Genomic DNA, 17,156 nt, shown 5'->3' on the forward strand with positions numbered 1-17,156 from the left:
CTGGCATTGCGGTTGTCGGAGCAAGGGTCTCATGGAAGATTTTTACCGCATTCGCCGTCTGCCGCCTTACGTCTTTGAAAAGGTCAACCAGGCCAAGGCGGCCGCGCGCAATGCCGGGGCCGACATCATCGACATGGGCATGGGGAACCCGGACCTGCCGACCCCGCCCCACGTCATCGAGAAGCTCAAGGAGACGCTGGGCAAGCCGCGGACCGACCGCTACTCGGCCTCCCGTGGCATCAACGGCCTGCGCAAGGCCCAGGCCGCCTATTATGGGCGCCGCTTCGGCGTCAAGCTGAACCCCGATACCCAGGTGGTTGCGACGCTCGGCTCGAAGGAGGGGTTCGCCAACGTTGCGCAGGCGATCACCGCGCCTGGCGACGTCGTGCTGTGCCCGAATCCGAGCTACCCGATCCATGCGTTCGGCTTCCTGATGGCGGGCGGCGTGATCCGTTCGGTGCCGTCGGAGCCGACGCCGCAGTTCTTCGAGGCGGTCGAACGGGCGATCCAGCATTCGATTCCGAAGCCGATCGCGCTGATCGTCTGCTATCCGTCGAACCCGACCGCCTATGTGGCGGACCTCGACTTCTACAAGGATCTGGTCGCGTTCGCGAAGAAGCACGACATCTTCATCCTGTCCGATCTGGCCTACGCGGAAGTCTATTTCGACGAGAACAATCCGCCGCCGTCGGTGCTGCAGGTGCCCGGTGCGCTCGACGTCACCGTCGAATTCACCTCGATGTCGAAGACGTTCTCGATGGCCGGCTGGCGCATGGGCTTTGCGGTCGGCAATGAGCGCATCATCGCAGCGCTGGCGCGGGTCAAATCCTATCTCGATTACGGCGCCTTCACGCCGGTCCAGGTGGCCGCGACCGCCGCGCTGAACGGCCCCGACGACTGCATCCGCGAGATGCGCGACACTTACCGCAAACGCCGCGACGCGCTGGTTGAGTCATTTGGCCGCGCCGGCTGGGACATTCCGCCGCCGCAGGCCTCGATGTTTGCCTGGGCGCCGCTGCCCAAGGCGTTCGAGGCGGTCGGCAGCATGCAGTTCGCAACCCTGATGGTGGAGAAATCCGGCGTGGTGGTATCGCCCGGCGTTGCGTTCGGCGAGCATGGCGAAGGCTATGTCCGCATCGCGATGGTGGAGAACGAGCAGCGCATCCGGCAGGCCGCGCGTGGCGTACGCCGCTTCCTTGAAAGCGGCATCGAAACGTTGCACAACGTCGTTCCTCTCGCCAACCGGCGCTAATCCTTCCAGGTTGCTTAATCTCCAGGTCCCTAAATCCATGGTCGCACCCCTGAACGTGGGCATAGCGGGGCTCGGCACCGTCGGTGCCGATGTCGTCCGCCTCATCGAAACGCAAGGACGGGCGCTGGCCGAGCGCAGCGGCCGCGGCATTCGCGTCGTCGCCGTCACCGCGCGCTCGAAAGCCAAGAAGCGCGGCCTCGACCTGCGCGGCATCGCCTGGGCGAAGAGCCCGCAGGCGCTGGCCGAGGATCCCAATATCGACTGTTTCGTCGAGTTGATGGGCGGCGCCGGCGATCCCGCGCTCTCCGCGATCGAGACCGCACTGAAGGCCGGCAAGTCGGTCGTGACCGCCAACAAGGCGCTGATCGCCAAGCACGGGCTGCGGCTTGCCGCCGCGGCCGAGAAGCACGGCGGCGCGCTGAATTTCGAGGCGGCAGTCGGTGCGGCGATCCCGGTCATCAAGACGCTGCGCGAGGGCCTCGCCGGCACCAGCGTCAACCGCGTCTACGGCATCCTGAACGGCACCTGCAACTACATCCTGACCCGGATGGAGCAGGAGGGCTTGTCGTTCGAGGAATGCCTGAAGGACGCCCAGCGGCTCGGCTACGCCGAAGCCAACCCGTCATTCGACGTCGATGGTCACGACACCGCGCAGAAGCTTGCGATCCTGGCGAGCCTCGCCTTCGGAACCAAGGTCGCCGAAAGCGCGGTCTATGTCGAAGGCATCTCCTCGATCACGCCGGAAGACCTCAAGGCCGCCGCGGAACTCGGCTACCGCGTCAAGCTGCTCGGCGTTGCCGTGCGCACGGCAAAGGGCATCGAGCAGCGCGTGCATCCGACCATGGTGCCGAAATCATCGTCGATCGCGCAGGTGATGGGCGTCACCAACGCGGTGGCGATCGACGGCGAGGGGATTCCCCCGATCACGCTGGTCGGTCCGGGTGCCGGCGGCGGCGCGACCGCCTCGGCGGTGGTCGCCGACATCGCCGATGTGGCCCGCGGCATTCGTGCCAAGCCGTTCGGGCGTCCGGTGGAGCGGTTGCGCGACACCACCAAGGCGCCGATGGAACGCCACGAGGGTGGCTACTATATCCGCCTGATGGCGCGCGATCTTGCAGGCACTGCTGCAACAATCGCCACCCGGCTCGCGGAACAGAAGATATCTCTGGAGTCCATCGTGCAACGGCATCCGGATGGCGTCGATGTGAACGGTGCGGCCAAAAAACCTTCACCGGTCCCGGTCATTCTGATTACCTACGCGACCAGCGAGGATGCGGTGCATCGTGCGCTGGCCGCAGTGCAGCGCGATAAGGTCATCAGCGGCCGGCCGCAGGTGATCCGGATCGAGAAAAACTAACGCATGACCTGAACGGGTCGGGCGTGAGACGATTGATGCGGGCAGGCTGGCCTGTCCCCGAGGCTTTAAGGAGTACGCCGATGTCGACCCATATTTCCGTTCCGCCGCAGATGCTGCTCGAGCGCATCCTGACGCTCGAAATCGTGCGCGTAACGGAGCGCGCGGCGGTGTCGGCCGCGCGGCTGCGCGGCCACGGCCAGGAGAAGGCCGCCGACAAGGCCGCGGTCGACGCGATGCGCCGCGAGCTCAACAAGCTGCCGATCGAGGGCACCATCGTGATCGGCGAGGGCGAGCGCGACGAGGCGCCGATGCTGTTCATCGGGGAGAAGGTCGGGCTCAACGCCGGCCCCAAGGTCGACATCGCGGTCGATCCGCTCGAAGGCACCACGCTGTGCGCCAAGAACATGCCGGGCTCGATCGCCACCATGGCGATGGCCGATGGCGGCACGCTGCTGCACGCGCCCGACGTCTACATGCAGAAGATTGCGATCGGCCCGGGCTACGCCAAGAACGTGATCGAGCTCGACGCGCCGCCGGCCGACAATGTCCGCCGACTCGCCAAGGCCAAGGGCGTCGACCCCAGCGCGATCAACGTGCTGGTGCTCGACCGGCCGCGCCATGCCGACATCATCAACGGCGTGCGCTCGACCGGCGCTGCCGTGCAGCTGATCACCGACGGCGACGTCGCCGGCGTCATCCACTGCGCCAAGCCCGACGAGACCGGCGTCGACATGTATATCGGCACCGGCGGCGCGCCCGAAGGCGTGCTGGCGGCGGTCGCGCTGCGCTGCATCGGCGGCCAGATGCACTGCCGCCTGATCCTCGACACCGAGGAGAAGCGCGAGCGCGCCCACAAGATGGGCGTCACCGATCCGAAGATGATCTACGGCATCGAGGATCTGGCGAGGGGCGACTGCCTGTTCGCCGCCACCGGCGTCACCACCGGCTCGCTGCTTTCAGGCGTGAAGTTCAAGAAGGACGTGATCGAGACGGAGACGGTCGTGATGCGCTCGGTCACCGGCACCGTGCGCTACATCAAGGCCGAGCACCGGCAGCTCGAGAAGTTCCACCTGGACTAAGCAGACTCCGTCATTCCGGGGCGTCCGAAGGACGAGCCCGGAATCCATAACCACCATCGGGAGTATGGATTCCGGGTTTGCGCCAAAGGCGCATCCCGGAATGACGAGGAGAGATTCTGACGCAAGCAAGAACAACACAAGAAGGGAGGCACCCATGTCCGATCTTTCCGGCGTCAAGGCACTGGTGTTCGACGTGTTCGGAACCGTGGTCGACTGGCGCACGAGCCTGATCAACGACTTCACCAAATGGGGCGAGACATCAGGCATCAAGGCCGACTGGACTGCGCTGGTTGACGGCTGGCGCGCGGTCTATGCGGCCTCGATGGACGAGGTGCGCAAGAACCCGCAGAACGGCTACGTGATCCTCGACGTTCTGCACCGCCGCTCGCTGGAGAAGCTGGTCGCGCAATTCGACGTGAAAGGCCTCACCGAGGCCGATTTGCACCATCTGACGCTGGGCTGGCATCGCCTGCACGGGTGGCCCGACAGCGTTGCCGGCCTGACCCGGTTGAAGACCAAGTACATCATCTCGCCGCTGTCGAACGGCAACGTCGCGCTGCTCACCAACATGGCGAAGTTCGCGGGCCTCCCATGGGACCTCGTGATGTCGGCCGAGCTGTTCGAGCACTACAAGCCCGATCCGGAAACCTATCTCGGCGCCGCAAAGCTGCTCTGCCTGCCGCCGGAGCAGGTGATGATGGTGGCCGCGCACAATTACGACCTGAAGCATGCGCAGAAGCACGGCCTGAAGACGGCGTTCGTCGCGCGGCCGACCGAATACGGCCCGTTGCAGAAGGTCGATTTCGAGGCCACCGGCGAATGGGACATCGTGGCCAAGGATTTCGGGGAAATCGCCACCCGGATGGGTTGCTAGAACTGGTCTGCTCGTCATCGAAGCGTTACGATTCCTTCCTGGAGGGTCGGTTCTGATTGGGCAGAACCGAAGCCCTGGACTTGTTTTGACGCGTTTTCGTTACGCGAACCGCTGCCCATTTCGCTCGAAGACGCTCTGGCTCCAGAAGGGATCATGACGCTCCACGCATCCGCACTGCCCGTTGAGGCGCCACAGGCGTTCCTCGGCGTGGCGCGGTCGCTGACCGGAAAGCTCTGGCGCGACCGGCTGGACGCGCGCGGAGCGGCGCGGGCGCTCGCGATCGTGCAGCGGCACAATCTGCCGGAAATGCTGGCGCGCGTGCTGGCCGGCCGCGGCGTCGCGATCGACGAGGTTGCCGACTTCCTCGACCCGACCATCCGGAAGCTGATGCCTGATCCCCACACGGTCACGGAGATGGAGACCGCTGCCAAGCGGATCGCGGATGCCGCTGATCGCGGCGAGAAGGTCGCGATCTTCGGCGACTATGATGTCGACGGCGCGACCTCGGCGGCGCTGCTGACCTGGCATTTGCGCCATTGCGGGCTGGATCCGCTGATCCACATTCCCGACCGCATCTTCGAAGGCTACGGTCCGAACGTCGACGCCGTCCGCGCCCTGGCGGCGAAGGGCGCGACGCTGCTCGTCACGGTCGATTGCGGCACCACCAGCATCGAGCCGCTGGCGGAAGCCAAGAAGCTCGGCATGTCGGTCGTGGTGATTGATCATCACCAGACCGGCGATGAACTGCCCGAGGTCGATGCGCTGGTGAATCCGAACCGGCCCGACGATCTCTCGGGGCTCGGCCATCTCGCGGCCGTCGGCCTGGTGTTCGTCACATTGGTCGCCGTGAACCGCGAACTGCGCCAGCGCGGCTTCTGGACCCGCGAGATGCCGGAGCCCGACCTGCTCAGCGTGCTGCATCACGTCGCGCTCGGCACCGTCGCCGATGTCGCACCGCTGATCGGGCTCAACCGCGCCTTTGTCGCCAAGGGCCTGATCGCGATGCGCCGCCGCGACCATGTCGGCCATACCGCGCTGATGGATGTGGCGCGGCTCAATGGCCCGCCGGAGGCCTGGCATCTCGGCTTCATGCTGGGCCCGCGCATCAATGCCGGCGGCCGCATCGGGCGCGCCGATCTCGGCGTGCGGCTTTTGCTCGAAGGCGATGTCTCGGAGGCCGCGCGGATCGCGGCCGAGCTCGATCGCCTCAATGCCGAACGGCGGGTGATCGAGCAGGCGGCAGAGGCGCAGGCCGAAGCCGAAGCGCTCGCCTCGCTCGGCCTCGAGGACAAGGGCGCGGTGATCGTCACAGCGGCGGAAGGCTGGCATCCCGGCGTGGTCGGGCTGGTCGCAGCGCGGCTGAAGGAGAAGTTCGCGCGGCCGGCCTTTGCGATCGCGCTCGAGCCGGGCGGCATCGGCACCGGATCGGGCCGCTCGATCGGCGGCGTCGATATCGGCAAGGCCGTGCGCCAGGCGGTGCATGACGGTCTGCTGATGAAAGGCGGAGGGCACGCGATGGCGGCGGGCGTCACGCTGCGCAAGGAGAAGCTCGCCGAATTCCGCGCCTACATGGAAAGTGCGCTGGCGGCCGACGTCGCCAACTCGCGCCACGAAAACGAGCTGTTCATCGATGGCGCCGTCACCGCCCGCGCGGTGACGCCGGAATTCGCCGCGACGCTCAATCGCGCAGGCCCGTTCGGTGCCGCCAATCCCGAGCCGGTGATTGCGCTGCCGTCACATCAGCTGGTCTATGCCGACGAGGTCGGGCAGGCGCATCTGCGGCTGCGATTCAAGTCCGGCGACGGTTCCATCGTCAACGGTATCGCATTCCGCTCGGTCGGACAGAAGCTGGGCAGCGCCTTGACGCAAAACCGCGGCCAGCAATTGCACGTGGCGGGCTCTCTTGCAGTCGACCGTTGGCAAGGCACCGAACGTGTGCAATTCCGTGTGCTCGACGTCGCGGTACCGGATCAGGGCCCGGCGGTGATCAGATAAGAAACGTCGGGAGTGAACATGGCAGGACAGGTTGAAGGCAAGGTCGCGCTGGTGACCGGCGGCGCGTCGGGTATCGGCGAGGCCATCGTCGAATTGTTCGCGCAGGAAGGCGCGACGGTCATTGCGACCGATATCGACGAGTTGAGGGGACCGGAGCTTGCCGCGCGGCTCAAGAAGGCCGGGCGCGAGGTGGTCTTCCTGCCGCAGGATGTCACCAGCGAGGAGCGCTGGATCGAAGTCGTCGCTGAGATCGGCAAGCGCTATGGCCGCCTCGACATCATGGTCTCCAACGCCGGCATCGGCATCGGGGCGCCGTCGATTGTCGAGATGTCGCTCGCGGACTGGCGCCGGCAGACCGCCATCAATATCGACGGCGTGTTCCTGTCGGTGAAGCATTCGCTGCCGCTGATGCGTAAAACTGGCGGCGGCTCGATCATCATGATGTCGTCGCTGGCCGGCCTGCGCGGTGCGGCGACGCTCTCCGGCTACAGCGCGACCAAGGGTGCCGTGCGGCTGTTCGCCAAGTCGATCGCGATGGAATGCGCGCAGGTCAACGACGGCATCCGCGTCAACTCCGTGCATCCCGGCATCATCGACACGCCGATCTGGGGCAAGATTCCGACCGGCGCGACGGGCGCCGGCCAGAACGCACCGATCGATCCGGAGGAGCGCGCCAGATTCGCCACGCCGCTCGGCCGCGCCGGCCAGGCGATCGAGATCGCGCAAGGCGTGCTCTATCTCGCCTCCGATGCATCGCGTTACGTCACCGGCACCGAACTCGTGATCGACGGCGGCATGAACGCCGGCGGCGTCGTGCGGCAGCCGAAATAAGTCTTCGTCATTGCGAGCGAAGCGAAGCAATCCATCGTGCCGCAAGTAGAGAGATGGATTGCTTCGTCGCTGACGCTCCTCGCAATGACGGCGGCTAGCCACCTTGCCGCAGCCGCGCCAGCACCTTGAGCCCGCCGTACCCGTCAGCGGGCAACAGGCCTGTCTTGGTCTGGAAATCCTTGATCGCCTGCATGGTGTCGTTGCCGACGCGGCCGTCGGTGCCGCCGGTGTCGAAGCCGGCCTTGGTCAGCCTCGTCTGCATCTCCTGCACCTCGGCGAGCGTCAGCGCGCGCTCCGAGCCCGGGAACGGCTGGATGAAGGGCGGTCCGCCGAGACAGCGGTCGCCGAGATGGCAGATCGCCAACGCATAGTTCATCGACGGATTGTAGCTCTTCACCGAATTGAAGTTCGGGCCGAGCAGGAAAGCGGGACCGCCCGCGACCGGGATCCAGAGCTGCGCCGACGCATTCGGTTGCGGGAACGGCTGGCCGTCGGCGCGGGTCACCCCGGCACTGGCCCAGGCCGCGTAGGTGCGGCTGCCGCCGGCGCCGCCGCCCTGTGCACGAACCTCGTAGCCCCAGTGCTCGCCGCGGTGCCACTTGCCGCGATCGACGAGATATTTCGCGGTCGAGCCGAGCGCGTCGTCCGGGCGGCCGAACGGCGAGACCTTGCCGTCGCCGTCATAGTCGAAGCCGACATTGAGCCAGACTTCCGGCATCCACTGCGAATGGCCCATCGCGCCGGCCCAGGAGCCGTTCATCTCCTCGGGCGTGCTCCAGCCGCGCTGCACGATCTTCATTGCGTTGATCAGCTCGGTTTCCCAATAGGCCTTGCGGCGTGGCTCGTTCCAGGCGAGCGCGGCGAGCGAGGGAAACACCGGCGTCATGTGGTTCTGCTGCACCAGCGGATCGCCGTAGGCTGACTCGACGCCCCACAGCGCGAGCAGCGTGCCGCGCTCGACGCCGAAGTCGCGCTCGATCCGCGCGAACAGCGCCTCGTTCTTCTTCAGCGCCTCGCGGCCGTGGATGACCCGCCAGTCCGAGACGCGGCGGTTGATGTACTGCCAGATCTGCTCGTGGAATTCGGGTTGGTTGCGCATCTGCTTGAACACGCTCATGTCGGGCTCGACCCGTCCCATGCAGCGATTCCAGGTCGCTTCCGAAATGCCTTTTGCTAGTGCGCGGGCGCGAAAATTGTCGCGCCACTGGTCGAAGCCCGCTGGCGCGGCCGCCAGCGCGCCGAATGGATTGGCGAGCGTCACGCCAGCCGCGAGCGCCGCCTTCAGGACGGCTCGGCGGGCAGGAGATTTCAAAGAATCAGGCTGTTTCATCGGGCCAGTGTAGCGACGCTGATCGGGTGAGCCAAAAGCCACGCCGCCGCAGGAGCATTATTTGAGCATGCCCTTGTCGGAAAACCGGTTCCCACTTTTCCGGGGCATGCTCTAGCTATCCTGCAAATCTGTGGCGATTTTTGACAGCCATTGCCGGACAATTTGCTCTGACTTGCTGTCGAGGCCGGCGGCGAGCCGACGCTCCTGAGCCTGGGCGATATGGCGGCATTTCTCCAGCAGCGTGGTTCCATGGCTGGTCAGCGTCCATTGCAGCACCCGGCCGTGGACCGGATGCGGCGTCTTGCCGATCGCGCCGTCGCGCTCGAGGTTGCGGATGATCACGCTGACGGTCTGCGGCGTCAGGAATGCCACTCGTGCCAGATCGGCGCCCGAGAGGCCCGGATAGGCTTTCAGCATCGTCAGCACGACGAATTGGGGAGAGGTGACGCCGAGGCCTGCCAGCTCGCGCTCCATCGACAGCCGCGAGGCCGCATTCGCCTGGCGCAACAGGTAGGCGAGATAGCCCTGTTCGCCGCGCTTGCCTTCGCCGGGCGGCGGGACGGCGGAGGCGGGCAGGGCGTCTGCGGCCGATCCCGCCCCGATCGCAGCCTTGCCGGCCGCCGCTTTCCCCGCCGGGCGCCGCCCGGCGGCGCCGGATTTCCTTCGTTTCTGCATTCCCGCCATGTTGCCTTCGCGAATGTCTGCGTCTTGCTCAATATCAGAGCTCTGATATTATTATCAGTGCACTGATAACATGAGGCCAAGTCAATGTCACATGCCCGCAAGGAATACACCGACTTCGAGAAGCTCGCCCCCGATGTCTTCGCCGTCGTTCGTGACCTCGGCCAGTTCGCGGCGAAGGCCGGTCTCGACAAGCAGCTGCTCGAACTGGTCAAGCTGCGCGCCTCGCAGATCAACGGCTGCGCCTTCTGCGTGCAGTATCACATCCTGCAAGGCGAGAGCCTCGGCGTCCCCGTCGACAAGCTCAACCTCGTCGTGGTGTGGCGCGAAGCGCCGCAGTTCTCGGCGCGCGAGCGCGCGGCGCTGGCCTGGACCGAGGCGCTGACGACCTTGCCGAACGGCGTCAGCGACGATGTCTATGCCGAGGTCACCGCCGAATTCTCCGAAAAGGAGCTGACCTACCTGACCTCGGCGATCGCTTCGATCAATGTCTGGAACCGGTTCGGCGCCGCCTATCGCTGGACGCCGCCGCCGCGCCGGCAGCGGGCGGCCGCGGCGACTTCGTGAGACGGATCGAACGGCAATTGACAGGGGAGAACGACCGATGAGTTCGATGGCGATGACACCATCTGTTTCATGCGCGCGGCCGCCGCGGCCGGTCTTGCTGGCCGTGATCGCGGGACTGGCTTCGGCCTTCGTGATCGGCAAGGCGCTGCCGACCCCGATGGACGCGATCTCCGCGGTGATTGCGCCACTCTGCGCGAGTGCCAATGCGGCGTCGCCGCTCGACAAGGTCGAGGTCATCACCTCGCATGCGTTGCCGAACGTGGCGGGCAAGCGCGTCACCGTCGTACGCGTGTTCTATGGTCCCGGCGGCTTCACGCCGCCGCACCGCCATTCCGGCTCGGTGACGGCCTACATCACCAAGGGCGAGATCCGTTCCCAGCTCGGCGGCGGGCCGGTCGAGACCTTCAAGGTCGGCCAGTCCTTCTTCGAGCCGCCGGGCTCGACCCACATGGTCTCGGCCAATGCCAGCACCACGCAGCCGGCGGAACTGATCGCGGTGTTCGTCGCGGACGAGGGCGCGCAGCTGACCACGATGCTGGAATAGCCGCCGGCAATTCTAGTCGACGCCGGCCCAGTTCCGCAGATCGCACGCGCCGTCGCGCACTGGACCAGTTTGCTGCGAAGTCCGCGGCAAACTGGACCTTGCGGGCGGAACTGGGCGCGGTGATTGATGGCGCGGCGGTGACGACCGCAATGCGATCGCGCCGCGCGCGCGGCGGTCAACGAACAGGAGCAACCGATGGTCAATCTCAAGGGGCTTTCCGCCTTCCCGATCACGCCCTCGAACAGAGATGGGCAGGTCGATGCGGGAGCGCTTCGCGCATTGCTGGAGCCCCTGATCGCGGCAAAGGTGGATTCGATCGGTCTACTCGGAAGCACCGGCTCATATCCGTATTTCAGCCGCGATGAGCGGCGGCGTGCCGTGCAGGTGGCGGCCGCCCTGGCAGGTGGCAAGACGCCGATCCTGGTCGGCGTCGGCGCGCTGCGCACCGATGATGCGGTGAAACTGGCGCAGGATGCGCGCGATGCCGGCGCGGCGGCAGGCCTGCTGGCGCCGGTTTCCTATACGCCGCTGACCGATGATGAGGTCTTCGAGCACTTTCAAACAGTGGCGCGTGAAAGCGGATTGCCGATCTGCATCTACGACAATCCGGGCACCACGCATTTTCGGTTCACGCCGGCTCTCGTCGGCCGCTTGAGTCACGTTGCAGGAATCGTGGCGGTGAAGAGCCCCGCGCTGGACGCTTCCACACTGTCGGGCCATATCGCTGAATTGCGCGCTGTCGTGCCGAGCGGCTTCTCGTTGGGGTACAGTGCCGACTGGAATTGCACCGAAGCGCTGCTGGCGGGTGGCGAGACCTGGTACAGCGTTCTCGCAGGAGTTTTCCCCAAGGTCTGCGTCGACATCGTCCGTGCCGTGGCAAGTGGCGATGCCGCCAGGGCGCGGCAGCTCGACGCGCGGCTGCAACCGGTCTGGCAGCTGTTCAAGACATTCTCCAGCCTGCGGGTCGCCTACGCGATCGCCAATCTCAGAGGGATCTGTGCGGCCGAGCCTCCGCGTCCGATCCTGCCGTTGCCCCCGGACGCCCAGAAGCAGGTCGGTGAGATGTTGGCCGGAATGGAGATCGGCTGATCGCATCGATGCGGTTCGCGATGGAATTCGCGGTCGCTCCATCGCCATCACAGCTTCCATCGGCGCGCAAAATCGGCTTAACAATCGCCCGTCGTGCTCGGCTTTCTGGGAGGCGTTCGATGCGATTGCCGGTGGTTCTGTTGACGCTTCTGATCCCTGCGGTGGCGTGGGCCGAGGAGCCTGCGACCAACGCGCCGGCGTTGTGGGGCAGTCCCACCGTCGACAACGGCGCCTGCTGCAAGACGCTTGGCGAGGTGCGCAGCAATATCGACCGGCTCGACCGCGAGATCGTGCGCCTGATGGCCGAGCGCGGCCGCTACGTCCATGAAGCCGCCCGCTTCAAGGCCAACCCCGCGCAGGTCGAAGCGCCCGAGCGCGCCGAGGCGGTGGTGAAGAAGGCGATGGCGCTGGCGGAAGCGGACGGGCTGTCGCCCAAGGTTGCGGAAGCCGCCTATCGCGCAATGGTGCGCGCCTTCATCGACTACGAGCAGGGCATCTTCGCAGACGCCGCGGCACGCGGCGATACGCCCTGGAAGAAGTAGGCAGACGCGGCTCAGATACGGACCTCCCTCCGGCGCGCGCTCGCGGGCGCGACGTTCGTCCTGATCGGTTCTATGGCCGTATCGGTCCTCGCGTTTGCCGACGTCTCGCACCATAATGTGGTGTTACTCACCAATCACTTCGCAGTTGATACCGATTCTTCAGGCGGGTCGCCGTGACGCTCGTCGCATGCTGGATCCGGTTGAGATCTCCGCCGTCCCGCACCGATGCATGAAGGCTCCAATCCGCGTTCGCTGAGACGACTTCCACGTGGCATACGTGCTCTCCGCCGGGACAACTGCGTATTTCGCGCAGCGCAATCAACTCGAGGTCTCTTGCCGATATTGGCGTTCTCATTGTTGAGCCTCGCCATCCACATGTTGTCCACGGGCAACCCGATCAGGCGGCCTGGGCCGCCTGAGTGAGATCAGCAAACAGCCGTTCCAGGTTGCGCTTCTCTTCGTCGATCTTTCTTGCGAACTTCTCCCGCTCCTGATCCGATTGGGCAGTGTCGAGCAAGAACTGATAGTGACGGATTACCTTCTCGCTTCCGCGTATCAGAAACTGCGTCGTGCTCATGGCGAGGCGCCTTCCAATCTACTGACGCTCAGCGATGGCCGTTCATGTAAGAGAGGTGGCATGTCGGCCGCCAGAGCCTCCATCGCCGAGGATTCCTCGGAAAGACGTCGTTCGATGAACTGGCGCTCAAGGTCGCTCAGCTTGGTGCTGAGTAACCGTCGATACCGCCGGATGTTGTTGCGATGCGCCCGAAGCTGTTCGAGCCGGCGGTCGACGATCTCGTGCTTTTCCTGCCTGGCGCACCAGCGGGCTTCGATTCTGTCTACGATGTGTTTCGGAAGATTGATGTCCTTCATATCACCCTCCTACGCCGCCAGCGGACGCACCGTTGAGCGAAGACGGTGGGGCTTGCCGCCCGGCGGATGATGCGGATCGCTGTCGAGACGACATAGCGCGTCGAGAATTGCGTCGATCGTTGCCGGTGATCGTAGCTCTGTTGGCGCGCGTAAGTCCGGACGGCACGGGACTGCGGCAGCGTCACACGCCCACGACGCCAGGAGCGCCCGTTTTTCTTCCGTGGTCAGTGAGAGATCTGCCAAGACATCCCGGGGATGATTGAACCGCGCCTTACTGCGGTCGGATTTCAAACAAATGACTTCGGCGGTCGTCGGCCGCATGTTTGCCTCCGTTCTAAGACGAGAATTGAATGTTGAGGCCGCGCCCGGCGTTCCGAACGCGGCTGCTCGTGTGTCACGCTGCAGCTGATTCGAGCTGTTGCGGCCGGTTCGGCTGCGTTGCGTTGATCGCGATCCGCCGCGGCTTCATGGCTTCCGGAATTTCGCGTGCCAGCTCGATCTTGAGCAGACCATTGTCGAACGCGGCGTTCTTCACCAGGACATGGTCCGCCAAACTGAATTGCCGCCTGAATCGACGGGTCGAGATACCTTGATAGAGATAGTCGCGGTCTGCTTTTTCGACCTTGTTGCCCTCGATCGTCAGGACGTTCTGCTCGGCCGTAACCGAGATCTCGTCCGGTGAGAAGCCTGCGACCGCGAGTGCTATCTGGTAGCGATCTTCGGCAAGTCGTTCGATGTTGTAGGGCGGGTAGTTGTCTTCGGTGGCCCGCTGAGCGGTCTCGGCCAGATCGAAGAGACGGTCGAACCCGATCGTCGACCGGAAGAGGGGAGAGAAATCGTACGTGCGCATAGCCAAATCCTCCAAAGAGCAAGATGGGTATGAGAAGCACCGGACACGACCGGTGCCCGTCAATCCTGGACCCGACCGGCGTCCAGGTGGTCGGCCACGCGGACCGACGTGTCACGAATTAAATCGGGCTCGGAAAGTGTCAAGAGGTCTTCGCAAAAAAATGCGACAGCATGTGAGCGGCCCGCCCCGAGAGGTGCTGGGGCCGTTTCTTTGGGCGACATCTCGTCACCGGGATTCCACGAAATCCATCTTGGCCGCATTTGGCGCTAATTGTCCTGACGACCGGGGCAAGATTTCATCCCGAAGCAATTTTCAGGTTTCGGTTGAGGGGCCGTCTCGCGACACGGCCCCTTTTCGTTTCACGCGACCAGGTCTCGGCCGGTGTCGGTGAACTTTAGCACGCGCCTCTTTCGTGCGCGGTGTCTTGCGGCGCGAGCACTTGATCTCCAGCCGCGTGTAGCCGGCGTTGATGGCATGGCAGCGCGCCTCTCGGTCGAATGCGGTGCGAGGATCGTCGTGACCGCTCTGGCACGCGCGAGTTCCTTCGTCGGCGCTTTGCGGTCGCCGCCGGAGAGGGGCGTGGGATAATATTTAGGGCCCATGTCCATGATCGCGCCGCCGCCGTTCTGCAAGCCGATGTGACCCACCGGAACGGACGTTCTGGAAACTGTTGCGACGGAGCCGATGGCCATGGCCCCCAAGGCAAACGGCGTTTGCGCGATTTCGGAATAATGGAATAATGCCGCTGAGTTGCCCGACATGTCAAGGCGTCGTGTCTATGGCGGCCCCCGCGGGCTACTTTGCATGGGGTTGTTTTGGATATTTTGGTGGTGCGCCCGGAACCGGTGTCCATCCCGCATCAAGTGCGGGGACAGGCTTCGCTCGACCACGCGCTAATTGCCGCCGCCTTCCTGGGTGTCGATGCGATGCAAGACATCGTCGGGCAGCGCATGGGCCACCGCCGCCGCAGGTCCGGGCTCCGGTCCGATCTCGCGGCCGCGGCCGCGGATCAGCCGCTCATAGGCCGACACCAGCGTGGTGTAGGGATTGACCCAGAGCCAGCCGTCGCGCGTGAACACCTGCACGTCGAAATGCAGATGCCGTGACGTGCCGTTGGGATGGTCGAGATAGTTCGAGACCACGCCGATCTTCTCACCCTCGCTGAGGCGGCGTCCATTGATCAGGCCGTCGGCATCCATCACAGACGGGTTCATGTGCATGTAGCGGAAACGGACATGCTCGGTGCTTGTGTTGACCTGCAATGTCGCGGCCTGCTGCTGCGCCGAGCGGATCACGATACTGTCGCGCACCGCGACGACGACTTGCTGCCTGGGGTCGCAACGGTCCTTGCTGTCGGCCGGACACGCGCCGGGCCTGATATCCTGGCCCTGATGACCGTAGCCGCTGGCGCATTGGCCGACCTCGAAGCTGCGCGCCTCGCAGAAATTGTCCTGCCAGGGATACTCGTCGACGGTCGCGCCAGCCTTGCGCCTGGCGAAGGATTGCGAGTGCGCGAAGGCCGGCGCTTTGTCGAGCGGAAAGCGGATCTGCGAATAGACGGTGAAGTCGGCATGGCCGCCCTGCTGCCTGCGGCCGCTGCTTCCCGCGACGATGTCGCCGCTCGGGCGGTAGGTGAAGTCAGCCGATTGCGCGATCGGCCGCTCTGCAATGTCGGAGGCGATGTCGCTGCGCGGCCGCGACGGTTGCCCGCCGGCGATGCGCAACGCCTTCAGGAAGCGTTCGGCCACCGGATAGGCCTCGCGGCAGGCCAGCCGCTTCGGCCGTGGCGCGCTGTCGAGGCACTGGATTGAGACGACATAGGGAATCCCGAAGCGGGTGAAGGCGTAGCGCACATAGCCTTCGCGGATGAAGCGGCGCAGGTCCGGAAACTGCGCGGCCAGCGTCTTGACCGGTTCGCCCTTGCCGCCGAGCCGGTCGGCGAGGTCGTAGACCAGGATCGAGCCCGAGATCTGCACTTCGACCGGCTTTGCAAAGGTCCGCGGCGGCATACCGTCGCCGGCGCCCGGGTCGAGCGAGAACACCGCGTCATAGCCGGACGCGCCGGCATGGAACACATCGGCCGCGCGGAAGTCGGCCTGGTAGCGTGCGACCGGCAGGCTGTCCGGTGCCCCGTTCTGTCGTGCGTCGAGATAGCTTGCGGGGTCGAAAGGCAGCAGCACCGGGATCGGGCTGCGCGCAATACCGGGGAAGAGCGGCGATGTCACCGCGTTCAGCTGCACCAGCGCGGGCGTCGCGCGTGGATCGGTAGCGGGAACGCGGCGCTGTCCGGCGAATGTGAAGCTGGAGGCGATAGCCGGGCGGGTCGTGATCTCTTGCCGGAGCTGGTCGAGCACCGAGCGCCATTCGACCCGCATGGCCGAGATCGAAGGCGTCCGGAATTCGTCGGCATGAGCGCCGGGAGGAGGCAAGAGCAGGGCTGCCAGCCAGCAACTGATGAAGCTGACGACCTTCCTGTTCACTGCACTCCCCGGTTCATGTCTGATCGCGAGAGATTAGAGCAAGTTCCAGAAAAGTGTGTAGCAGTTTTCCGGAAAGTTTGAGGTTAAACAACAGCCTGATGTGCGATGAAGGTTCATTACGACTGTCACCGCACTTCGCCGCTCAATCCTTGTTCAGTCCTTGGCGCGTTCGACGTAGGAGCCGTCCTCGGTCATCACGACGATGCGCGTGCCGGTGGAAACGTGCGGCGGCACGCCGGTGCGGATGCCGTTGGACAGCATCGCCGGCTTGTACGACGACGAGGCGGTCTGGCCCTTGGTGACGGGCTCGGTCTCCACCACTTCCAGCGTCACGCGCTGGGGCAGCTGGATCGCGACCGGATTGCCGTCGTGCATCGACAGCTTCACGGTCATGTTCTCCTGCAAATACGGAGCAGACGAGCCGACGATCTCCTTGGAGACCTGGACCTGGTCGTAATTGTCGTTGTTCATGAAGTGGAAGCCGTCGGCGTCCTCGTAGAGGTAATTGTAGTTGTGGTCCTCGACGGTGGCCTTCTCGACCTGATCGGTGGTCTTGTAGCGCTCCGACACCTTCACGCCGTCGCCGATGCGGCGCATTTCGATCTGGCTGACGGGGGTGCCCTTGCCGGGATGAATGTTTTCGGCGGAGAGGACCACATAGAGCTTGCCATCCTGCTCGATGATGTTGCCCTTGCGGATGGAACTGGCGATGACTTTCAAAGGTGTTTTCCTGAATTTGAGAAGCTGGGGCGCAAACCGGACCGGCAGCCCCTCGGCCGTGGCGGCGATTTCGGGCTGCAACATACTGATTT

The 17,156-nt window shown here is 64.9% G+C and carries 19 protein-coding genes; 10 read left to right on the plus strand and 9 right to left on the minus strand.

Annotated elements, in window-relative coordinates; genetic code table 11:
• Positions 1-31 precede the first annotated feature (31 nt).
• The 6 genes from JQ573_RS03295 to JQ573_RS03320 all read left to right on the plus strand — a co-directional run bounded on the left by JQ573_RS03295 (position 32) and on the right by JQ573_RS03320 (position 7,388).
• On the plus strand, positions 32-1,252 hold the full coding sequence (locus JQ573_RS03295; RefSeq protein WP_092113857.1) for an LL-diaminopimelate aminotransferase: 1,221 nt from the start codon (positions 32-34) through the stop codon (positions 1,250-1,252).
• A gap of 37 nt (positions 1,253-1,289) precedes the next feature.
• Entirely contained in the window at positions 1,290-2,609 is a 1,320-nt protein-coding gene (locus JQ573_RS03300) for a homoserine dehydrogenase (protein ID WP_173643386.1), read from the plus strand.
• Between the two features lie 80 nt (positions 2,610-2,689).
• Complete coding sequence (gene glpX / locus JQ573_RS03305) at positions 2,690-3,688, plus strand: class II fructose-bisphosphatase (RefSeq protein WP_212317459.1); 999 nt, start codon at positions 2,690-2,692, stop codon at positions 3,686-3,688.
• Positions 3,689-3,842: 154 nt separating this feature from the next.
• Positions 3,843-4,562 (plus strand): haloacid dehalogenase type II, encoded by a 720-nt coding sequence (locus JQ573_RS03310; RefSeq protein WP_212317457.1) that lies wholly within the window; start codon positions 3,843-3,845, stop codon positions 4,560-4,562.
• A 153-nt stretch (positions 4,563-4,715) separates the two neighbouring features.
• A complete protein-coding gene (recJ, locus tag JQ573_RS03315) occupies positions 4,716-6,557 on the plus strand; it encodes a single-stranded-DNA-specific exonuclease RecJ (protein WP_212317455.1) in 1,842 nt (613 codons plus the stop codon).
• Positions 6,558-6,575: 18 nt separating this feature from the next.
• Positions 6,576-7,388, plus strand: a complete 813-nt coding sequence (locus JQ573_RS03320) for an SDR family NAD(P)-dependent oxidoreductase (protein ID WP_212317453.1) — start codon at positions 6,576-6,578, stop codon at positions 7,386-7,388.
• A 94-nt stretch (positions 7,389-7,482) separates the two neighbouring features.
• On the opposite strand, the gene JQ573_RS03325 is transcribed toward JQ573_RS03320, so the two are convergent.
• Positions 7,483-8,718: a lytic murein transglycosylase gene (locus tag JQ573_RS03325; protein WP_212317451.1), complete on the minus strand. Its 1,236-nt coding sequence runs from the start codon at positions 8,716-8,718 to the stop codon at positions 7,483-7,485.
• Between the two features lie 111 nt (positions 8,719-8,829).
• Positions 8,830-9,402: a MarR family winged helix-turn-helix transcriptional regulator gene (locus tag JQ573_RS03330; protein WP_212317449.1), complete on the minus strand. Its 573-nt coding sequence runs from the start codon at positions 9,400-9,402 to the stop codon at positions 8,830-8,832.
• A gap of 84 nt (positions 9,403-9,486) precedes the next feature.
• Between JQ573_RS03330 and JQ573_RS03335 the strand changes: the two genes are divergently transcribed.
• From JQ573_RS03335 to JQ573_RS03350, 4 genes are all read left to right on the plus strand, one after another.
• The gene (locus JQ573_RS03335) at positions 9,487-9,966 is read left to right on the plus strand and encodes a carboxymuconolactone decarboxylase family protein (protein WP_212317447.1); all 480 of its coding nucleotides are present in this window, start codon (positions 9,487-9,489) and stop codon (positions 9,964-9,966) included.
• 37 nt (positions 9,967-10,003) lie between these two features.
• Complete coding sequence (locus JQ573_RS03340) at positions 10,004-10,510, plus strand: cupin domain-containing protein (RefSeq protein ID WP_212317445.1); 507 nt, start codon at positions 10,004-10,006, stop codon at positions 10,508-10,510.
• 195 nt (positions 10,511-10,705) lie between these two features.
• Entirely contained in the window at positions 10,706-11,599 is an 894-nt protein-coding gene (locus JQ573_RS03345) for a dihydrodipicolinate synthase family protein (RefSeq protein WP_212317443.1), read from the plus strand.
• A gap of 119 nt (positions 11,600-11,718) precedes the next feature.
• Positions 11,719-12,141, plus strand: a complete 423-nt coding sequence (locus tag JQ573_RS03350; protein WP_212317442.1) for a chorismate mutase — start codon at positions 11,719-11,721, stop codon at positions 12,139-12,141.
• A gap of 397 nt (positions 12,142-12,538) precedes the next feature.
• Here the strand turns inward: JQ573_RS03350 and JQ573_RS03355 are convergent, their stop codons facing one another.
• From JQ573_RS03355 to efp, 7 genes are all read right to left on the minus strand, one after another.
• Complete coding sequence (locus JQ573_RS03355; protein ID WP_212317441.1) at positions 12,539-12,718, minus strand: hypothetical protein; 180 nt, start codon at positions 12,716-12,718, stop codon at positions 12,539-12,541.
• Positions 12,715-13,014 (minus strand): hypothetical protein, encoded by a 300-nt coding sequence (locus JQ573_RS03360; RefSeq protein WP_409334694.1) that lies wholly within the window; start codon positions 13,012-13,014, stop codon positions 12,715-12,717. The genes JQ573_RS03355 and JQ573_RS03360 overlap by 4 nt, the downstream gene beginning before the upstream one ends.
• Positions 13,015-13,023: 9 nt before the next feature.
• Positions 13,024-13,335 (minus strand): hypothetical protein, encoded by a 312-nt coding sequence (locus JQ573_RS03365; RefSeq protein WP_212317440.1) that lies wholly within the window; start codon positions 13,333-13,335, stop codon positions 13,024-13,026.
• 73 nt (positions 13,336-13,408) lie between these two features.
• On the minus strand, positions 13,409-13,864 hold the full coding sequence (locus JQ573_RS03370; RefSeq protein ID WP_212318020.1) for an Hsp20 family protein: 456 nt from the start codon (positions 13,862-13,864) through the stop codon (positions 13,409-13,411).
• A gap of 359 nt (positions 13,865-14,223) precedes the next feature.
• Positions 14,224-14,625: a hypothetical protein gene (locus JQ573_RS40870; protein ID WP_212317439.1), complete on the minus strand. Its 402-nt coding sequence runs from the start codon at positions 14,623-14,625 to the stop codon at positions 14,224-14,226.
• Between the two features lie 132 nt (positions 14,626-14,757).
• On the minus strand, positions 14,758-16,344 hold the full coding sequence (locus JQ573_RS03380; RefSeq protein WP_212317438.1) for a M23 family peptidase: 1,587 nt from the start codon (positions 16,342-16,344) through the stop codon (positions 14,758-14,760).
• 153 nt (positions 16,345-16,497) lie between these two features.
• Complete coding sequence (gene efp / locus JQ573_RS03385) at positions 16,498-17,064, minus strand: elongation factor P (RefSeq protein WP_092125602.1); 567 nt, start codon at positions 17,062-17,064, stop codon at positions 16,498-16,500.
• Positions 17,065-17,156: the final 92 nt, after the last annotated feature.

It is taken from the genome of Bradyrhizobium sp. AUGA SZCCT0105 (assembly GCF_018129565.1).
Taxonomy (GTDB): Bacteria; Pseudomonadota; Alphaproteobacteria; order Rhizobiales; family Xanthobacteraceae; genus Bradyrhizobium.

What these genes read in the sequence shown, in the direction of transcription:
- JQ573_RS03295 (WP_092113857.1), top strand. Translation starts at nt 32, where the DNA reads ATGGAAGATTTTTACCGCATTCGCCGTCTGCCGCCTTACGTCTTTGAA.
- JQ573_RS03300 (WP_173643386.1), top strand. Translation starts at nt 1,290, where the DNA reads ATGGTCGCACCCCTGAACGTGGGCATAGCGGGGCTCGGCACCGTCGGT.
- glpX (WP_212317459.1), top strand. Translation starts at nt 2,690, where the DNA reads ATGTCGACCCATATTTCCGTTCCGCCGCAGATGCTGCTCGAGCGCATC.
- JQ573_RS03310 (WP_212317457.1), top strand. Translation starts at nt 3,843, where the DNA reads ATGTCCGATCTTTCCGGCGTCAAGGCACTGGTGTTCGACGTGTTCGGA.
- recJ (WP_212317455.1), top strand. Translation starts at nt 4,716, where the DNA reads ATGACGCTCCACGCATCCGCACTGCCCGTTGAGGCGCCACAGGCGTTC.
- JQ573_RS03320 (WP_212317453.1), top strand. Translation starts at nt 6,576, where the DNA reads ATGGCAGGACAGGTTGAAGGCAAGGTCGCGCTGGTGACCGGCGGCGCG.
- JQ573_RS03325 (WP_212317451.1), bottom strand. Translation starts at nt 8,718, where the DNA reads ATGAAACAGCCTGATTCTTTGAAATCTCCTGCCCGCCGAGCCGTCCTG.
- JQ573_RS03330 (WP_212317449.1), bottom strand. Translation starts at nt 9,402, where the DNA reads ATGGCGGGAATGCAGAAACGAAGGAAATCCGGCGCCGCCGGGCGGCGC.
- JQ573_RS03335 (WP_212317447.1), top strand. Translation starts at nt 9,487, where the DNA reads ATGTCACATGCCCGCAAGGAATACACCGACTTCGAGAAGCTCGCCCCC.
- JQ573_RS03340 (WP_212317445.1), top strand. Translation starts at nt 10,004, where the DNA reads ATGAGTTCGATGGCGATGACACCATCTGTTTCATGCGCGCGGCCGCCG.
- JQ573_RS03345 (WP_212317443.1), top strand. Translation starts at nt 10,706, where the DNA reads ATGGTCAATCTCAAGGGGCTTTCCGCCTTCCCGATCACGCCCTCGAAC.
- JQ573_RS03350 (WP_212317442.1), top strand. Translation starts at nt 11,719, where the DNA reads ATGCGATTGCCGGTGGTTCTGTTGACGCTTCTGATCCCTGCGGTGGCG.
- JQ573_RS03355 (WP_212317441.1), bottom strand. Translation starts at nt 12,718, where the DNA reads ATGAGCACGACGCAGTTTCTGATACGCGGAAGCGAGAAGGTAATCCGT.
- JQ573_RS03360 (WP_409334694.1), bottom strand. Translation starts at nt 13,014, where the DNA reads ATGAAGGACATCAATCTTCCGAAACACATCGTAGACAGAATCGAAGCC.
- JQ573_RS03365 (WP_212317440.1), bottom strand. Translation starts at nt 13,335, where the DNA reads ATGCGGCCGACGACCGCCGAAGTCATTTGTTTGAAATCCGACCGCAGT.
- JQ573_RS03370 (WP_212318020.1), bottom strand. Translation starts at nt 13,864, where the DNA reads ATGCGCACGTACGATTTCTCTCCCCTCTTCCGGTCGACGATCGGGTTC.
- JQ573_RS40870 (WP_212317439.1), bottom strand. Translation starts at nt 14,625, where the DNA reads ATGTCGGGCAACTCAGCGGCATTATTCCATTATTCCGAAATCGCGCAA.